This window comes from Micromonospora sp. WMMC264 (assembly GCF_027497275.1).
Classification (GTDB): Bacteria; Actinomycetota; Actinomycetes; order Mycobacteriales; family Micromonosporaceae; genus Micromonospora; species Micromonospora chalcea.
In genome coordinates this window covers 5,330,578-5,346,953 of sequence record NZ_CP114907.1, presented here as the reverse complement: position 1 = coordinate 5,346,953, position 16,376 = coordinate 5,330,578, and the positions used below count along the sequence as shown (strand labels likewise).

Here is a 16,376-nt window from a genome sequence, read left to right as displayed (position 1 = left end):
TCGCCGACATGGGGATCGACGTGCAGCCACCGTCCGGTACACAGTGGACCATTTCCGCCGACGGCCACGAGGCCGTCGTGGTCGAGGTGGGCGGCGGGCTGCGGGCCTACCGGCACGACGGCGTGGACTACCTCGACGGGTACGCCGAGGACGAGGTCTGCCCCGGCTCGGCCGGTCAGGTGCTCGCGCCCTGGCCGAACCGGATCCGGGACGGCGTCTACTCGTTCGGGGAGCGGTCGTTCCAGCTCGACCTCACCGAGCCGGAGCGGCACAACGCGCTGCACGGCCTGGTGAACTGGGCGCGGTGGCAGCTGATCGAGCAGTCGGCCCAGAGCGTGACGATCGGCTACGACCTGCCGCCCAGCCCCGGCTACCCGTGGGCGCTGCGGCTGCGGGCCCGGTGGAGCGTCGGCCCGGACGGGCTGCGGGCCGAGCACGAGGCGACGAACCTGTCCGGCGAGCCGGCGCCGTTCGGCTTCTCCGTGCACCCCTACCTGCAACTGCCGAAGGCCGGCGTGGACGGGATTCGGCTGCACCTGCCGGCCCGGCGGCGGGTGCTGGTGGACGGCCGCCTGCTTCCGGTCGGTGCGACCGAGGTGACCGGCTCCGAGTTCGACTTCACCAGCCCGCGCCCGATCGGCGACCTGGTCCTCGACACCGCCTTCGGTGACGTCGAGCGGGACGCCGACGGCGGCTCGGCGGTGACGCTCGGCTCGCCGGACGGCTCGTCCGGGCTGCGGATCTGGGCGGACCGCGAGTTCGGCTGGTGGCAGGTGTTCACCGGCGACACGCTCGGCGGGGAACGGCACCGCCGGTCGGTGGCGGTCGAGCCGATGACCTGCCCGCCGGATGCGTTTCGCTCCGGCAGGGACGTCATCACGCTGGAGCCGGGGCAGACCTGGCGGGGCGCCTGGGGCGTCCGGCCGGAGGTCTGAGCGTGGAGTTCGCCGAGGTAGTCCGCCGCCGCCGGATGGTGCGCAACTACGACCCCGACCGCCCGGTACCGCCGGAGGTGGTGGACCGCCTGCTGGACCACGCGGTCCGCGCGCCGTCGGCCGGGTTCGCCCAGGGCTGGGGCTTCCTGGTGCTGGAGGAACCCGAGGACCGGGAACGGTTCTGGGCGGCGACCACGCCCGGTGGCGGCGGCCGGGAACGCTGGCTGGCCGGGATGCGCCGGGCGCCGCTGATCGTGGTGCCGCACGCCAACCGTGACGCCTACCTGGACCGCTACGCCGAGCCGGACAAGGGCTGGGCGGACCGCGCCGAGGACCGCTGGCCGGTGCCCTACTGGTACGTGGACACCGGCTTCGCGGCGCTGCTGATGCTGCTCACCGCCGTGGACGAAGGGCTGGGCGCCTGCTTCTTCGGCATTCCGCCGCAGCGGATCGAGGCGTACCGGGAGGCGTTCGGGGTACCGCCGGAACTCAGCCCCGTCGGAGCCATCACAGTGGGTTATCGGGCCGTCGACCATCGGTCACCGTCGCTGCGCAGAGGGCGGCGTCCGGTGCAGGATGTGGTGCGGCGGGGACGGTGGACCTGAGCGGTTAGGCTGACATCCACATCGTCAGCCGGGCCTGGGGGAGGAGAGCACGCCGTGATCTTCAGGGCGGTCCGGGACGGGCGTCCCTACCCGGAGCACAACCTCACGCTGAAGCAGTGGGCCGAGATCCCGCCGCGCCCGCTGCGGCTGGACCAGCTCATCACCACCAAGCGCGAACTGGCGCTGGACAAGCTGCTCGCGGAGGACTCCACGTTCTACGGCGACCTCTTCCCGCACGTGGTCCAGTGGAACGGCGGCCTCTACCTGGAGGACGGCCTGCACCGGGCGCTGCGCGCGGCGCTGCAGCAGCGCAACCAGATCCACGCGCGCGTGCTGGTCCTCGGCGACCAGGGCGAGTGACGCCCGGCTGAGCCTTGGTTAAGGTGACGCCATGACTCCTCTGGACCTGCTCGACATCGATGCGTCGCTCAGCGAGGAGGAGCGGCAGATCCGCGCCGTCGTGCGCCAGCTCGTGACCGACCGGGTACGCCCGCACGTCGCCGGCTGGTACGAGGACGGCCAGGTGCCGGCCCGTGAGCTGGCCCGCGAGTTCGGCAAGCTCGGCCTGCTCGGCATGCACCTGACCGGCTACGGCTGCGCCGGCGCGTCCGCCGTCGCGTACGGGCTGGCCTGCCTGGAGCTGGAGGCCGGCGACTCCGGTGTCCGCTCGCTGGTGTCGGTGCAGGGATCGCTGGCCATGTACGCCATCTGGCGCTTCGGCAGCGAGGAGCAGAAGCAGCGCTGGCTGCCCGCCATGGCGGCCGGCGAGGCGATCGGCTGTTTCGGGCTCACCGAACCCGACCACGGCTCCGACCCCGGCTCGATGGCCACCCGGGCCCGCCGCGACGGCGACGACTGGATCCTCAACGGCAGCAAACTGTGGATCACCAACGCGCCGATCGCCGACGTGGGCGTGATCTGGGCGCGCACCGACGAAGGCGTGCGCGGCTTCGCCGTACCCATGGACACGCCGGGGGTGACGGCGCGCGAGATCCGGCACAAGATGTCGCTGCGCGCGTCACTGACCGGCGAGATCGCGCTCGACGACGTCCGGCTGCCGGCCGACGCGCGACTGCCCGAGGCGATCGGGCTGAAGGCGCCGCTGGGGTGCCTGACCGAGGCCCGGCACGGCATCGTCTGGGGCGCGCTCGGCGCGGCCCGCGACTGCCTGGAAACCGCATTGGAGTACGCGACCACGCGCACCCAGTTCGGCCGCCCGCTCGCCGGCTTCCAGCTCACCCAGGCCAAGCTCGCCGACATGGCGGTGGAGTGGAACAAGGGGATGCTGCTCGCGCTGCACCTGGGCCGTCTCGCCGACGCCGGCTCGCTGCGGCCCCACCAGGTGAGCGTGGGCAAGTTGAACAACGTCCGGGAGGCGCTCGCCATCGCGCGGCAGTGCCGCACGATCCTCGGCGCGAACGGCGTCTCCGGCGAGTACCCGGTGATGCGGCACGCCAACAACCTGGAGAGCGTGCTCACCTACGAGGGCACCTCCGAGATCCACCAGCTCGTCATCGGCCAGCGGCTGACGGGCCTGTCCGCGTTCGCCTGACCTGCGGTTTCACCCGATCGGGACGCTCGGCGAGCGACTGTCGCACGGTGGCCGTACCGTCTTTGTCAGTCGATGTGTCGGACGAGGACGGTGAGGGCGATGGCCCGCGACGGTGACATCAACGAGCCCACCCGGGAGTTCCCGGACTACCCCACCAGCGAGTCCCTTCGCGACCGGGCGGAAGGCTCGCCCGACCCGGGCCGCGATCCCGATCGCGAGCCCGGTCCGGGCGCCCCGGCGTCGGGCGGCGGCGCGGCTCGTGGCCTGCTCTGGGTGCTCGGCGCGGCGGCGCTGGCGGTGGTGGTGCTGCTCGGCGTGCAGGCCACCGGTCTGCTGCCCGACTTCCGCAACCCGTTCGCCAAGGAACAGACCGACCGCAGCCAGCCGCCGCTGCTCAAGTCGATCCGCGACCTGAGCCGCTACGTCGCCGCCGAGGGCAACTTCCAGGTCGTGGTCGACGTGCAGAACGACCGGCGCAACGTGCCCGACTTCCTGCTCAACGAGCGCACGCTGTTCGTCGGGGCGGGGCGCGTCGAGGCGTACGTCGACTTCGCGAAGATCGCCGACGGCGCGGTGACGGTCTCCGAGGACGGCAAGTCCGCCGAGATCAAGCTGCCCGCGCCGCAGCTCGGCGAGACCGACCTGGACATGGACAAGAGCTACGTCTTCGCCCAGCAGCGGGGCCTGATCAACCGGCTCAACGACCTGGTGGCCGGCGACCCCAACCGGCAGCAGCAGATCTACAAGCTCGCCGAGGACCGGATCACCGCGGCGGCCCGCGACAGTGGGCTCGCCGCCCGCGCCGAGGAGAACACCCGCAAGATGCTGGAAGGGCTGCTGCGCTCGCTCGGCTACGAGAAGGTGACTGTCACCTACACCGCGCCCTGATCTTCGTGCGCTGACGCCGCGCGCCCGCCCCGATGGTCCGGGGCGGGCGCGTCGCGTGTGTGCCGGTGTCCCGGCTTCGTGTCGCGTCAGCGGGTGGCGAGGTAGCGGTCCTCGTTCGGCATCAGAACCCACAGGATCAGATAGATGATCACCTGCGTGCCGGGCAGCAGCAGCGACAGCAGGAACAGCAGCCGGACCAGGCCGGCCGACATGCCGAACCGCTGCCCCAGGCCGGCGCAGACACCGGCGATCATGCGCCCCTGGCGGGGCCGGACCAGTTTGCGACTCATCGTCGTCTCCCACTTCTGCGGCGATCCGCCGCGCTGATTCCACGGTAGAGAGGGGTGCGCGCCGCGCCCTCGGCCCCGAGGATGATCGGCGACCCGGGCACCCGTAGGTGCATACCCCGGACCGTCCCCACCGACTCACCGCGGAGACTCCCGGGTCGCCGCCGCGGTTTCCGGTCCGAGGTGGTCCCGCAGTCACGGGTCGGGGAACTGCGGTTCCTGCTCAGCGCTTCCGCACTGCTGGCCACACCATCAGCCCTACCTCCCGCCCCCTCCCGCTCCCGCCTTCCGTCTCCCGCCTTCCGTCTCCCGCCTTACGCGATCTTGCACTTGAGGCCCTCGACGTGCCCTATTTGCTCTGGATTGACGGGGCGGGAAGTGCAAGATCGCGGCAGTTGACGGGGTGGCGTGCGGTGGGAGCCGCGCTCGGTCGCGTGTTGCGGCGAGTGCGTTCCGTGGTGCGGGACTGGCGTTCCGTTGAGTGGGATTCGTGGAGATATTGGAAGGAAAGGGTCCCTATGGGTGCCGTTTGGTTCCGAGATCTGCCGGGAGCCGGGAGCCGGGAGCCGGGAGCCGGGAGCCGGGAGCCGGCCTCCCGCCGCGCTGTGCGGCGATCTTGGAGTTGTGGTGGTTCACGAAGGTCGTAAATGCCGCCATCCGGGCGCCACAACTCCAAGATCGACGGGGGGAGTGGGGGCCGGAGGGGACAGCGCTTCCTCGCGGGCGGGCATGGGGCGGAGTGGGGGCGGGTATCACGAGGGCGGGGTAGGCTCGCGGGTCGGGCGCCCCCACCCTGGGCGCCGGCCGTCCCGCCTGGCGGGGGCGGCAACCCCACGCACCGGCTCGGATCCGCACAACGGGGACGACGGCGAGGAAAGCAGCAAATGATCAGTGTTTTCGATCTTTTCAGTGTCGGTATCGGGCCGTCCAGCTCGCATACGGTCGGGCCGATGCGGGCGGCTCGTACGTTTGTGGCGGGTTTGAAGGCTGACGGGCAGCTCGCCGACGTGGCGCGGGTGCGGGCGGAGCTGTTCGGCTCGCTCGGCGCGACCGGTCACGGGCACGGCAGTGACCGGGCGGTGCTGCTGGGGCTGGAGGGCGAGGTTCCGGAGACCGTCGACACCGACTCGGTGGGGCCGCGCGTCGAGCGGATCCGCACCCAGCGGCGGCTCGACCTGTTCGGCAGTCAGGGGGTCGACTTCGACCCGGACACGGATCTGGTGCTGCACCGCCGGCGGTCGTTGCCGTATCACCCGAACGGGATGACGTTCGCGGCGTACGACGTGGCCGGGAACGAGGTGCGGACGCGCACGTACTACTCGGTGGGTGGCGGGTTCGTGGTGGACGAGGCGGCCGCCGGGGCGGACCGGATCAAGGCGGACAGCACCCGGGTACGGCATCCGTTCCTGACCGGCGCGGAACTGCTCGAGGTCACCTCGGAGGCGGGTCTGTCGATCAGTGAGGTGATGCTCGCCAACGAGCTGTCCTGGCGTAGCGAGGCGGACGTGCGGGCGGGGTTGCTGGAGATCTGGCGGGTGATGCGCGAGTGCGTGGAGAGCGGCTGCACCCGTGACGGCGTACTGCCGGGTGGGTTGAAGGTCCGGCGGCGCGCGGCGGAGATGCGGCGCGGCTTGGAGGCGGAGACCGGTAGCGGGGATCCGTTGCGTGCGATGGACTGGGTGACGTTGTTCGCGTTGGCGGTCAACGAGGAGAACGCGGCGGGTGGGCGGGTGGTGACCGCGCCGACGAACGGGGCTGCCGGGATCATTCCGGCGGTGCTGCACTACTACACCCGGTTCGTGCCGGGCGCGTCCGAGGAGGGCGTGGTGCGGTTCCTGCTGGCGGCGGGCGCGATCGGTGTGTTGTTCAAGGAGAACGCCTCGATCTCCGGTGCCGAGGTGGGCTGTCAGGGTGAGGTGGGTTCGGCGTGTTCGATGGCGGCGGCCGGGCTGGCCGAGGCGTTGGGGGGTACGCCGGAGCAGGTGGAGAACGCCGCCGAGATCGGCATGGAGCACAACCTGGGGCTGACCTGCGATCCGGTGGGTGGCCTGGTGCAGATTCCGTGCATCGAGCGCAACGCGGTGGCGAGCATCAAGGCGATCACGGCGGCCCGGCTGGCGTTGCGGGGCGACGGGGTGCACCACGTGTCGCTGGACAAGGTCATCAAGACCATGCGGGAGACCGGCGCGGACATGAAGGTCAAGTACAAGGAGACCGCGCGGGGCGGGCTCGCCGTCAACGTCATCGAGTGCTGACCTCGTTGGGGTGATCCCGGCCCGCACCCGGCCCGGGAGCGCGACTGACAAAGCGACCATCATGCGGTGACGTCAGGCGTCGCGGCGCTCTGGTCCGCCCGCACCTCGCTGCGCATCCTGGTCCGCCGGGACCTCGCGGTGAAGTACCAGCAGTCGGTGCTGGGCTACTTCTGGTCGCTGATCGAACCGCTCGGCATGGGCCTGATCTACTGGTTCGTCTTCGGCGTGCTCTACTCCGGCGCGACCCGGCGGCACCTGGGCGAGGCGGCCGGGTCGTACCCGCTGTTCCTGATCACCGGGATCTTCGCCTGGATGTGGGCGAGTTCGGCGCTGACCGAGGCCGCGAACGCGCTCACCGGGCAGGCCCGGCTGATCACCACGATGAACCTGCCCCGGCCGATCTTCCCGATCGGGCGGGTCACCGGCCGCTTCGCCGAGTACCTGGCCGGGCTGCCGATCCTGGTCGCCGTCGCGGCGATCTACGCGAGCCAGGGGAAGATCCGCCCCGGCTGGAGCCTGCTGGCGCTGCCGCTGGCGGTGGCGGTGCAGTTCGTGCTGCTGGTGGGGCTGGCGCTGCTGCTGTCGGCGGGCAACGTGCTGATGCGCGACATCGAGCGCACCATGCGGCTGATCATCCGGCTGCTGTTCTACGCGACGCCGATCATCTACCCGCTCGACCTGGTCCAGGAGTCGGGCATGCCGGGCTGGCTCAAGATCGGGTACGAGCTGAACCCGCTGGTCGGGATCTTCCAACTGCACCACGCGGTCTGGTACCCGGACGAGTTCCCGGACGCCCGGCTGCTCACCATCACGGTGTCCGGCAGCGTGTTGGTGCTGGCGCTCGGCTGGTGGGCGTTCCACCGCCTCGAACCGGCAGTGCTGAAGGAACTCTGAATGGCCCCGATCATCGAGGCGGACGGGCTCGGCATCCGGTTCGTCCGCAACCGGCGCCGCCAGCTGCGGCTGCGGGAGCTGATCGTGCACCGGGGCGCCCGCGACCCGGACGCGGGCCGGTTCTGGCCGCTGCGTGACCTGTCGTTCCGGATCGAACCGGGCGAGACGGTGGGCGTGGTGGGGCGCAACGGCACCGGCAAGAGCACGCTGCTGCGGCTGATCGCCGGCGTGCTCATCCCGGACGAGGGCTCGATCCGGGTGCACGGCCGGGTGGCGCCGCTGCTCGAACTGTCCGCCGGGTTCTCCGGCGACCTGACCGGCCGGGAGAACCTGTACCTGGTGGGCGGGCTGCACGGACTGTCGTCGGCGTACCTGCGGGAACACTTCGACGAGATCGTCTCGTTCGCCGGTGAGCAGGTGGAACGCGCCATCGACACGTCGGTGCGGCACTACTCGTCGGGGATGAAGGTGCGGCTCGGCTTCGCGGTGATCGCGCACCTGCCGCACCCGGTGCTGCTTGTGGACGAGGTGACAGCGGTCGGGGACGCGGAGTTCCGCGCGAAGTGCTATGCGACCATCGAGCGACTTCTCGCGGAAGGGCGCACGCTGGTGCTGGTGTCACACAACGACAAGGACCTCACCCGGTTCTGCCGTCGGGGGCTGTACCTCGACGCCGGACGGCTGATCGTCGACGGGACGATCGACGAGGCGCTGGCGGCCTACGCCGACGCGGCGAAGCGGTGACGCTCGCGATCGTGCTCGCCGCCGACCCGGCGGCGGGCCACCTCACCGAGCCCGGCCGGCCCGCCGGGGAACCGCTCACCGAACGCCTGGCCGCGCAGTGGCGCGGGGCCGGGGCGGACGACGTGCGTATCGCCGCCGACCTGACCGAGCTGGCCGACCTGGTGGCCGCCGCGACCGGCCCGGTGCTGGTGAGCGGTGCGGACCTGGTGGCGCACACGGCCGTACTCAAGCATCTCGCGACCAGCCCGGTGGGGCCGACGGTGGCGCTGGTGCTCACCGATCCGCCCGCTCCCGGGCAGGCCACCGTGCGCGAGGAGCGCGGCCAGGTGGTCGAGGTCGACGCCGCCGACGCGAGCGGCGTGTTCGGCGGCGCGCTGCGGGTGGGCCCGGCCGACCTGCCGGCGCTCGCCGACGCCGCCCGCCGCGCCGCAGGCGCCGCGCCGGATGCGCCGGACGCGCGCCTGACCGACCCGGCGTCCGCGCCGGGCGTCGGCGCAACGGACGGCGGGCCGCGGAACGCGGTGGACCGGCTCGTGGCCGACCTCGCCGCCCGCGGCACGCTGATCTTCGCCCAGCGGGTACGTCTGCTCGTGGCGCACCGGGTCGGCGACGAGGCGCAGCGGGCGGCGGCCGAGGCGGCGGTGGCCGCTGTCGACGAGGACCGGGCCGAGTTGAAGCTGTCGGTGAAGGAGCGGGACGACTTCTTCACCACGTTCTTCGTCAGCACCTGGTCGCCGTACGTCACGAAGGCGGCGGCACGCATCGGGATCGGCCCGACCGGGGTCACCATGGTCTCGGTGGCGTTCGCGGTGGCCGCGGCGGTGCTGTTCGGCGTCGGTGGACGGCCCGCGCTGGTGGCCGGCGCGGTCCTGCTCTACCTGGGGTTCGTGCTCGACTGCGTGGACGGGCAACTGGCCCGCTACACCCGGCACTTCAGCGCCTGGGGCGGCTGGCTGGACACGATGGCCGACCGGTTCAAGGAGTACGTGGTCTACGCCGGTCTCGGCTTCGGGGCCACGCATGCCGGGTTCCGGTACGGCTGGGCGCTGGCGCTGGCCGCGATGACGTTGCAGACCGTGCGGCACATGACCGACACCTGGTACGGGGCGTTGCACGACGAGGCGGCCCGGCGGCCCAAGGTGGTGACCGCCGACGCGGGCGGCATCGGCGGGAAGCTGAACGCCGCGTCGACGCGGGTGCAGGCGGACACCGGCTCGGTGTCGTACTGGCTGAAGCGCACTGTGGTGTTCCCGATCGGGGAGCGGTGGGCGCTGATCGCGATCGCCGCCGCGCTGTTCGGGCCGCTGGTGGCGCTGGTCGCGGTGCTGGTCTGGGGGACGCTGGCGTTCGCGTACACCGGGGGGTTGCGGACCTTGCGGGCGCGGTGGATGCGGGTGCCGGTGATGGCCACTGTGGACGCGGGTCTGCACCGTGACGACGGCGTGCTGGCGCGGACGCTGCCGACCACGCGGCGGCCGCTGCTGCTGGCGGTGCTGGGCGCGCTCGGCGCGGCGGGGACGCTGGTGTGGGCGCTGCTCGCGGTGCACGGCGGCGGCGACCTGCCGGTCTGGGTGCCGGTGCTCGCGCTGGTGCTGCTGCTGGGCGCCGCGCAGGCTTCGCGGGCGCCGCACGAGGGGTCGCTGGACTGGCTGGTGCCGGCCGCGTTGCGGGCCGCCGAGTATCTGTTCGCCATCGCGGTCGGGGTGGCGGGCCGGGCACCGGCCTGGCTGATCTTCGGGTACGTGCTGGTGCTGACGCTGCACCACTACGACCTGACCGCCCGGCTGGAGAAGCGGCAGTCGGCTCCGCCGCTGCACGCCGCCACGCTGGGCTGGCCGGGGCGTTCCCTGCTGCTGGCAATCGGGCTGATCGCCGGATATGCGAGTATCGCTCTGGCTACACTCGGTGCGTACCTTCTCGTGGTTTTTGTCGCGAGCGTGGTCCTCGCCTGGGTGGTCCTGCCGGCCCGCGCCCGTGGGGGTGTGCGCTCGCCGGGCTGACGGAGGGCGGGCCGGGGTGACCTTGATCAGCTTCGTCGTGCCGGCCTTCAAGGTGCAGGGCTACCTGCGGGAATGTCTCGACTCGATCCTCGACCAGCCGTTCGCCGACATCGAGGTGATCGGCGTCGACGACGCCTCCCCCGACGACAGCGGCGAGATCCTGGCCGAGTACGCGCTGCGCGACCCCCGGGTCCGCCCGGTGCGCCTCGCCGAGAACGTGGGGCTCGGTCCGGCCCGCAACATCGGGCTGGACCGGGCCGTCGGCGAGTACGTGTGGTTCGTCGACGGGGACGACTGGCTGGTGCCCGGCTGCCTGCCGCACGTCGCGGACCGGCTCCGCGACACCGCGCCGGACGTGCTGATCGTGGACCACGTCCGGGCGCACTGGAACAACATCGGCACCCGCAGCGCAATGCGCGAGGTGTTCCCGGTGCCGCCCGGCGCGACGACGTTCACGCTGCGGGACCGGCCGGAGACGCTGAAGCTGCTGCACACCGCGTGGAACCGGGTGGTACGGCGGGAGTTCCTGATCGAGCGCGGCCTGCGCTTCGAGCCGGGCTGGTACGAGGACGTCTCGTTCAGCTATCCGGCGCTGATGGCCGCCGGGCGGATCGGCGTACTCGACCGGATCTGCCTGAACTACCGGCAGCGCCGCACCGGCGCGATCACGAAGACCCGGGGGGACCGGCACTTCGAGGTCTTCGCGCAGTGGCACCGGGTGTTCGGGCTGATGGACCGCTGGCAGGTGACGGGGCTGCGACCGGCGGTGTTCGAGCGGATGATCTGGCACTACCTGACGGTGCTCGGCAACGGCGACCGGATCGCCCCCGAGCTGCGCGCGCCGTTCTTCGCCCAGATGCACGCCGACTACGTGCGGTTCCTGCCGCCCGAGGGCTATCCGGTCCCGCCCGGCCCGGAAGGGCTCAAGCACCGGCTGGTGGCGGCCGGCCGATGGCGAACGTTCAGCGCGTTGCGGGAGGCGCACCAGGCGACGGAGACGGCCCGGCGGACCGCGCGGCGGGCCCGGCGACGGGTCACGCCGGTGGTGCGGCGTACCGCCCGGCGGGCCCGTGACCTGGCGCTGGGCGAGTACTACCGGGCCGAGCTGCACCGGCCGGTCGACCCGACGCTCGCCGTGTACGCGGCCTACTGGTACCGGGGCTACTCGTGCAACCCGGCGGCGATCTACGAGGCGGCCCGCCGGCTCGCGCCGCAGGTGCGCGGCGTGTGGATCGTCCGCCGCGACCGGGTGGCCGCGCTGCCGCCCGGTGTCGAGTACGTGGTGGCCGGCACCCGCGAGTACCACCGCGTGCTGGCGCGTGCCCGCTGGCTGGTCAACAACGTCAACTTCCCGGACTTCGTCCGCAAGCGGCCGGGCTCGGTGCACGTGCAGACCCACCACGGCACGCCGGTCAAGGTGATGGGGCTGGACCAGCAGCGCTACCCGGTGGGCGCGATGGGGATGGACTTCGCCGGGCTGCTGCGCCGGGTCGACCGCTGGGACTACAGCATCACGTCGAACAGCTTCTCCACGCAGATGTGGGAGCGGGCGTACCCGGCGGACTACACCACGCTCGAGGTCGGCTACCCGCGCAACGACCGGCTGGCGCTGGCCACCGCCGAGGACCGCGGCCAGGTCCGCGCCGCGCTGGGCATCGCACCCGACGAGTACGTGGTGCTCTACGCGCCGACGCACCGCGAGCACCTGCCCGGGTGGCGGCCACCGTTCGACCCGGACCGGATGCTCGACGTGCTCGGGCCCCGGGGCCGGCTGCTGATGCGCAGCCACTACTTCCACGACCGGGAGCGGCATCCCCGGGGACCGGCGGCGGACGGCGTGCTGGACGTGAGCGCGTACGACCGGGTGGAGGACCTCTACCTGGCGGCGGACGTACTGATCACCGACTATTCCTCGGCGATGTTCGACTACGCGGTGCTGGACCGGCCGATAGTGGTCTACGCGCCGGACTGGGACGCCTACCGGGTGGCCCGGGGCGTCTACTTCGACCTGCTGGCCGAGCCGCCGGGCACCGTCGCGCTGGACTTCCCCGGGCTGCTCGACGTGTTCCGGTCCGGCGCGGTCGACGACGAGGCGGCCGAGCGGGCCCGGGCGGCGTTCCGGTCGCGGTTCTGCGCGCTGGACGACGGGCACGCCGCCGAGCGCGTGGTACGCCGCGTGTTCCTCGGCGAAATGCCGTAAAAGTGGTTACCGGCAGGTCACTTAACTGCGGAGCCCGGCGAATACCGCTTAATAGGACTGTCACGAGCCGAACATGGCACGTTTACCCGATGTGCGAATCAGATGATCCTGGTCACAGTCATTCCCGGGTTTGGGGAGAGAAAACTGGGGAGGTGGCGGTGGCGACCGTCGCGCTCAAGGATGTCACCAAGGTGTTCCCGGATGGAACAGTCGCGGTCGACACCATCAATCTGGACGTCAACGACGGCGAGTTCATGGTGCTGCTCGGCCCGTCGGGCTGCGGGAAGTCGACGGTGCTGCGCATGGTCGCCGGGCTGGAGGACCCGTCCTCCGGCGCGATCCTGCTCGGCGGTGAGCTGGCCAACGACCTGCCGCCACGCGACCGGAAGATCGCCATGGTCTTCCAGGACTTCGCGCTCTATCCGCACATGACGGTCGGCGACAACATCGGCTTCCCGCTGCGGCTCTCCGGCATCGAGCCCGGCCCGCGCGGCGAGCGGATCCAGGACGTGGCGAGCGCGCTCGGCATCGGCGACGTACTCGCGCGCAAACCCAGCCAGCTCTCCGGCGGCCAGCGGCAGCGGGTCGCCATGGGGCGGGCGATAGTGCGCCGGCCCGGCCTGTTCCTCATGGACGAGCCGCTGTCGAACCTGGACAGCGGGCTGCGCGCCGAACTGCGGGCGGAGATCTCCGGCCTCACCCGCGAACTCGGCGTCACCACCATCTACGTCACCCACGACCAGGCCGAGGCGCTGACCATGGCCGACCGCGTCGCGATCATGCGCAAGGGCGTGCTCCAGGACGTGGGCACCCCCACCCAGGTGTACGGGCGGCCGGCCACGCTCTACGTCGCCGCGTTCCTGGGCAGCCCCCGGATGAACCTGCTGGAGGCGTCGGTCTACGTGCACCTCGACCGGTACGTCGCGCTGAACCTCGGCGAGCAGTCGCTCTACCTGCCCTGGGACGACATCCGCAGCCGGGCGGTGGCGCACTACCACGGCGAGCGGATCGTGGTCGGCATGCGGGCCGAGGCGCTCACCCCGGTCGCCCCGGACACCGCCGGTGACGTGCTGCACGGGCGCATCCGCTACCTGGAGCACCACGGCCACGAGTCACTCGCGTTCCTCGACATCGGCGCCACCGCGATCGTGGTCGACGAGATGGGCACCCAGGTGGAGCAGGCCGCACCGGGCCAGCGCGGCCTGCGCCGGTTCAACCAGGTGATGCAGCGGCTCACCGGCCGCGCGACGGAGGCGTCAGCCCCGGCACCGGAGGCCGGCGGGGGTGGCGGCAACCGCACGAGCGTGCTGCCCGACCCGGGCCGCCACCACCGTCGTCCGGCGGAACTGGCGGTACGGCTCGCGCCGTACCCGCAGGTGTCGCCCGGGCACCCGCTCGCCGTGCAGGTGCGGATGGACGCGCTGCACTTCTTCGACGAGCGAGGCGACCGCATCGACGTCGGCTGGCGGTGAAAGGAAGGGCACCCTGTTAACGCCTCCGGTAGAGGAAGGGCCCCTTATTAACAGCCGCCGCCCGGAGGGACGGGCGGGTGACGGCGGTACGGGCCCCAGCCGACGAAGCGGGCGAACATGTCGGCCGGGGCGGGCGCGTCGTTCGGGTTCAGCCGGTAGAGGTCGCGCGTCGCCTCGTACAGCAGCCCGCACAGGTAGATGGACAGCCCGATCCGGTTGTCCTCGTACTCGCTGCGCAGCAGCAGACGGGCCGTCGGGCACGGCCACGGCTGGCCGCAGGCCCGGCAGCACCACATCGGACGCAGCGGCGTGTGCGGGGTGGCGTGCAACGGGTACGGCCGAGGTCGATCCGGCTTGGGTCCGTCCGGCGGCTGCCCGAGCTGGTGGCTGATCACCGAGGCTCCTCGTGGTGGCCGTCCCGCCGGTTGCCGGCGTCGCCGCCGCGCTGCTCCGGGACCGGCCAGCGACCGCCGTTCGCCCGCCACTGCTGGGCCGGGGTGAGGTTGCCGACCCGGCCGGGACCCATCGTCGGGAGTGGACGGGTGGGCTGCCGCATCCAGTCCGGCAGATTGTCGCCCCGTACCCGCTGGGGCAGTGTCGGTGCCGACGCACCCCGGCAGCGGAACCAGCGCAGTCGCACGGCGCAACTCCTCTCGGTAGCGGGAATCGGACGAATTCGATTCCACTGCGTGACAGTCTCGTCACCGCGCCGCTAGGGTCGGAAGGCGTTCCACCCCCACCTTCCCGGCCGTCCGACCGGCCGATTTCCGTGTGCAGCCGTGTGCAGAGGTGTGCAGATGATCCGTGTGCCGTTGTGGGAACTGTTCGCCGGTGAGCTACGTCGGTTACGTACCGATGCGGGGCTTACCCAGGAGGCGCTGGGCGAGCGGGTGAGCTATTCGGCGTCGCTGGTGGCGGCCGTCGAGCAGTGCCGCCGCGCGCCGCGCGCCGAGTTCACCGAGCGCTGCGACGAGGTGCTGAACGGCGGCGGCCTGCTGGTGCGGATCCGGGACGCGCTGATGCAGGAGGCGCTGATGCCGTGGTTCCGCGAGTGGGTGAGCATCGAGCAGGAAGCTGCCTCACTGCGTAGCTTCGAGCCGCTGGTTGTTCCCGGGTTGTTGCAGACCGAGGAGTACATCCGTGCGTTGCACGAGGGCGCGAGTCCACTCGTCGGTGAAGCGATGGAGCAGCAGGTAGCCGCGCGGCTGGCCCGCCAGCCGGTGCTGGATCGGCCCGCGCCGCCGCAGTTCGTGGCGGTGCTCGACCACTCGGTGCTGAGCCGGGCGGTCGGCGGGCCGAAGGTGATGCGCGAGCAGTTGGAGCATCTGGTCGAGATGGGCCGCCGGCCGCGTGTGCACCTACACCTGGTCCCGGAGACGGTCGGCGCCTATCCCGGGCTCAACGGTGCGTTCGTGCTCGCCACCCCCGCCGACGGCGACGACGTGGGCTACCTCGATAACCAGTTGCACGGCACAATCGTGGAGCGGACGGTGGACGTGAACTTACTGCGACAGACCTGGGAGTCCGTCCGCGCGGAGGCGATGCCGCACGGGGCGACTCTGGCGGCGATTTCGGAGGCGGCGAAGCGATGGAGTTGACCGGCGCGATCTGGCGCAAGAGCACCCGCAGCAGCGGCAATTCCGGCAACTGCGTGGAGGTGGCGGACAACCTGCCCGGCGTGGTGGGGGTGCGGGACAGCAAGGACCGGCAGGGGCCGGCGCTGACGTTCACGTCGTCGAGCTGGGCGGCGTTCGTCGCGTACGCCAAGCGCGCCTGACCCGTAGCGGTCAACCGGCAGCCGGGTCGCGAACGCTGGCCCGACGATCAGCGTTCGTGCTCGGCTCATCAATGAGTGGCAGAGCTGGACGTCGTGCCGTGCGGAGGCGATGCCGCACGGGGAGACTCTGGCGGCGATCTCGGAGGCGGCGAAGCGATGGAGTTGACCGGCGCGATCTGGCGCAAGAGCACCCGCAGCAGCGGTAATGGCGGCGACTGCGTGGAGGTGGCGGACAATCTGCCCGGCGTGGTGGGGGTGCGGGACAGCAAGGACCGGCAGGGGCCGGCGCTGAGGTTCACGTCGTCGAGCTGGGCGGCGTTCGTCGCGTACGCGAAGCGGGGTTAGGCAGCGACCGCCGTCGTCACCCGGCGGCGGTGGTCCGCCGTTCCGGCGCGAACGGCCACTCCTCGAACGACTGGCAGCGGCCGTCCTCGGCGAACCGCATGATCCAGAGGTCGCGCCACTCCTGGTGGACCGGGTCGCCGTACCGGACCTGCACCCGGGCCACAGCGGTGTCGCCGTCGACCGCGACGACCTCCGAGGTCATCTGGAAGACCTCGTCGGGTCCGTCGCGTTCGCTGTCCCACATGCGGACGATGGCGGGCAGGCCGACCACCGGATCCCGGTACGGCCCCTGCTGGTAGGTCGCGTCGGGCGTGAACATCGTGCCGAGCGCCGCAGTGCCCGGTGTGCGCCACGCCTGCTCGTACGCCGCGATCCAGGCGGCCACCCGATTCCTGTCCATGGCTGCCAGCCTGCCATCCCCG

The 16,376-nt window shown here is 71.7% G+C and carries 18 protein-coding genes; 14 read left to right on the top strand and 4 right to left on the bottom strand.

All coding sequences use genetic code 11. The features are described from left to right. The first annotated feature begins 8 nt into the window (after positions 1–8). From O7542_RS23480 to O7542_RS23460, 5 genes are all read left to right on the top strand, one after another. Positions 9–935: an aldose 1-epimerase family protein gene (locus O7542_RS23480; protein WP_043327144.1), complete on the top strand. Its 927-nt coding sequence runs from the start codon at positions 9–11 to the stop codon at positions 933–935. A gap of 2 nt (positions 936–937) precedes the next feature. Continuing rightward, positions 938–1,540, top strand: coding sequence for a nitroreductase family protein (locus O7542_RS23475; RefSeq protein WP_043327142.1), 603 nt, complete (start codon positions 938–940; stop codon positions 1,538–1,540). A gap of 54 nt (positions 1,541–1,594) precedes the next feature. Beyond that, positions 1,595–1,900: a type II toxin-antitoxin system VapB family antitoxin gene (locus O7542_RS23470; RefSeq protein WP_013283726.1), complete on the top strand. Its 306-nt coding sequence runs from the start codon at positions 1,595–1,597 to the stop codon at positions 1,898–1,900. A 31-nt stretch (positions 1,901–1,931) separates the two neighbouring features. Next, entirely contained in the window at positions 1,932–3,092 is a 1,161-nt protein-coding gene (locus tag O7542_RS23465) for an acyl-CoA dehydrogenase family protein (RefSeq protein WP_043327140.1), read from the top strand. 99 nt (positions 3,093–3,191) lie between these two features. After that, complete coding sequence (locus tag O7542_RS23460) at positions 3,192–3,980, top strand: DUF4230 domain-containing protein (RefSeq protein ID WP_043327138.1); 789 nt, start codon at positions 3,192–3,194, stop codon at positions 3,978–3,980. A gap of 86 nt (positions 3,981–4,066) precedes the next feature. Here O7542_RS23460 and O7542_RS23455 read toward each other — a convergent pair whose 3' ends face one another. Beyond that, a complete protein-coding gene (locus O7542_RS23455) occupies positions 4,067–4,270 on the bottom strand; it encodes a PspC domain-containing protein (RefSeq protein ID WP_043327136.1) in 204 nt (67 codons plus the stop codon). 881 nt (positions 4,271–5,151) lie between these two features. Between O7542_RS23455 and O7542_RS23450 the strand changes: the two genes are divergently transcribed. The 6 genes from O7542_RS23450 to O7542_RS23425 all read left to right on the top strand — a co-directional run bounded on the left by O7542_RS23450 (position 5,152) and on the right by O7542_RS23425 (position 13,832). Continuing rightward, positions 5,152–6,522 (top strand): L-serine ammonia-lyase, encoded by a 1,371-nt coding sequence (locus tag O7542_RS23450; protein ID WP_281605214.1) that lies wholly within the window; start codon positions 5,152–5,154, stop codon positions 6,520–6,522. A gap of 66 nt (positions 6,523–6,588) precedes the next feature. Next, positions 6,589–7,416: an ABC transporter permease gene (locus O7542_RS23445; RefSeq protein ID WP_281605213.1), complete on the top strand. Its 828-nt coding sequence runs from the start codon at positions 6,589–6,591 to the stop codon at positions 7,414–7,416. Further along, a complete protein-coding gene (locus O7542_RS23440; protein WP_030503547.1) occupies positions 7,417–8,160 on the top strand; it encodes an ABC transporter ATP-binding protein in 744 nt (247 codons plus the stop codon). Between the two features lie 86 nt (positions 8,161–8,246). Then, positions 8,247–10,160: a DUF5941 domain-containing protein gene (locus O7542_RS23435; protein WP_281606498.1), complete on the top strand. Its 1,914-nt coding sequence runs from the start codon at positions 8,247–8,249 to the stop codon at positions 10,158–10,160. Between the two features lie 16 nt (positions 10,161–10,176). Beyond that, positions 10,177–12,360, top strand: coding sequence for a bifunctional glycosyltransferase family 2 protein/CDP-glycerol:glycerophosphate glycerophosphotransferase (locus O7542_RS23430; RefSeq protein ID WP_281605212.1), 2,184 nt, complete (start codon positions 10,177–10,179; stop codon positions 12,358–12,360). Positions 12,361–12,518: 158 nt separating this feature from the next. Next, positions 12,519–13,832, top strand: a complete 1,314-nt coding sequence (locus O7542_RS23425; protein WP_043330711.1) for an ABC transporter ATP-binding protein — start codon at positions 12,519–12,521, stop codon at positions 13,830–13,832. A gap of 47 nt (positions 13,833–13,879) precedes the next feature. Here O7542_RS23425 and O7542_RS23420 read toward each other — a convergent pair whose 3' ends face one another. Further along, positions 13,880–14,227 carry a hypothetical protein gene (locus tag O7542_RS23420; RefSeq protein ID WP_043327125.1) on the bottom strand — a complete coding sequence of 116 codons (348 nt, stop codon included), beginning with the start codon at positions 14,225–14,227 and terminating at the stop codon, positions 13,880–13,882. Next, entirely contained in the window at positions 14,224–14,472 is a 249-nt protein-coding gene (locus O7542_RS23415; protein WP_274477242.1) for a hypothetical protein, read from the bottom strand. The genes O7542_RS23420 and O7542_RS23415 overlap by 4 nt, the downstream gene beginning before the upstream one ends. A 157-nt stretch (positions 14,473–14,629) precedes the next feature. Here O7542_RS23415 and O7542_RS23410 point away from each other — a divergent pair, with 157 nt between their 5' ends. From O7542_RS23410 to O7542_RS23400, 3 genes are all read left to right on the top strand, one after another. Then, the gene (locus O7542_RS23410; RefSeq protein WP_209959758.1) at positions 14,630–15,430 is read left to right on the top strand and encodes a helix-turn-helix transcriptional regulator; all 801 of its coding nucleotides are present in this window, start codon (positions 14,630–14,632) and stop codon (positions 15,428–15,430) included. After that, entirely contained in the window at positions 15,421–15,609 is a 189-nt protein-coding gene (locus tag O7542_RS23405) for a DUF397 domain-containing protein (RefSeq protein ID WP_209959760.1), read from the top strand. Before O7542_RS23410 ends, O7542_RS23405 begins: the two co-directional genes overlap by 10 nt. A gap of 156 nt (positions 15,610–15,765) precedes the next feature. Next, complete coding sequence (locus O7542_RS23400; protein ID WP_274477244.1) at positions 15,766–15,954, top strand: DUF397 domain-containing protein; 189 nt, start codon at positions 15,766–15,768, stop codon at positions 15,952–15,954. A 16-nt stretch (positions 15,955–15,970) separates the two neighbouring features. Here the strand turns inward: O7542_RS23400 and O7542_RS23395 are convergent, their stop codons facing one another. Further along, positions 15,971–16,354 carry a nuclear transport factor 2 family protein gene (locus tag O7542_RS23395; protein ID WP_043327117.1) on the bottom strand — a complete coding sequence of 128 codons (384 nt, stop codon included), beginning with the start codon at positions 16,352–16,354 and terminating at the stop codon, positions 15,971–15,973. Positions 16,355–16,376: the final 22 nt, after the last annotated feature.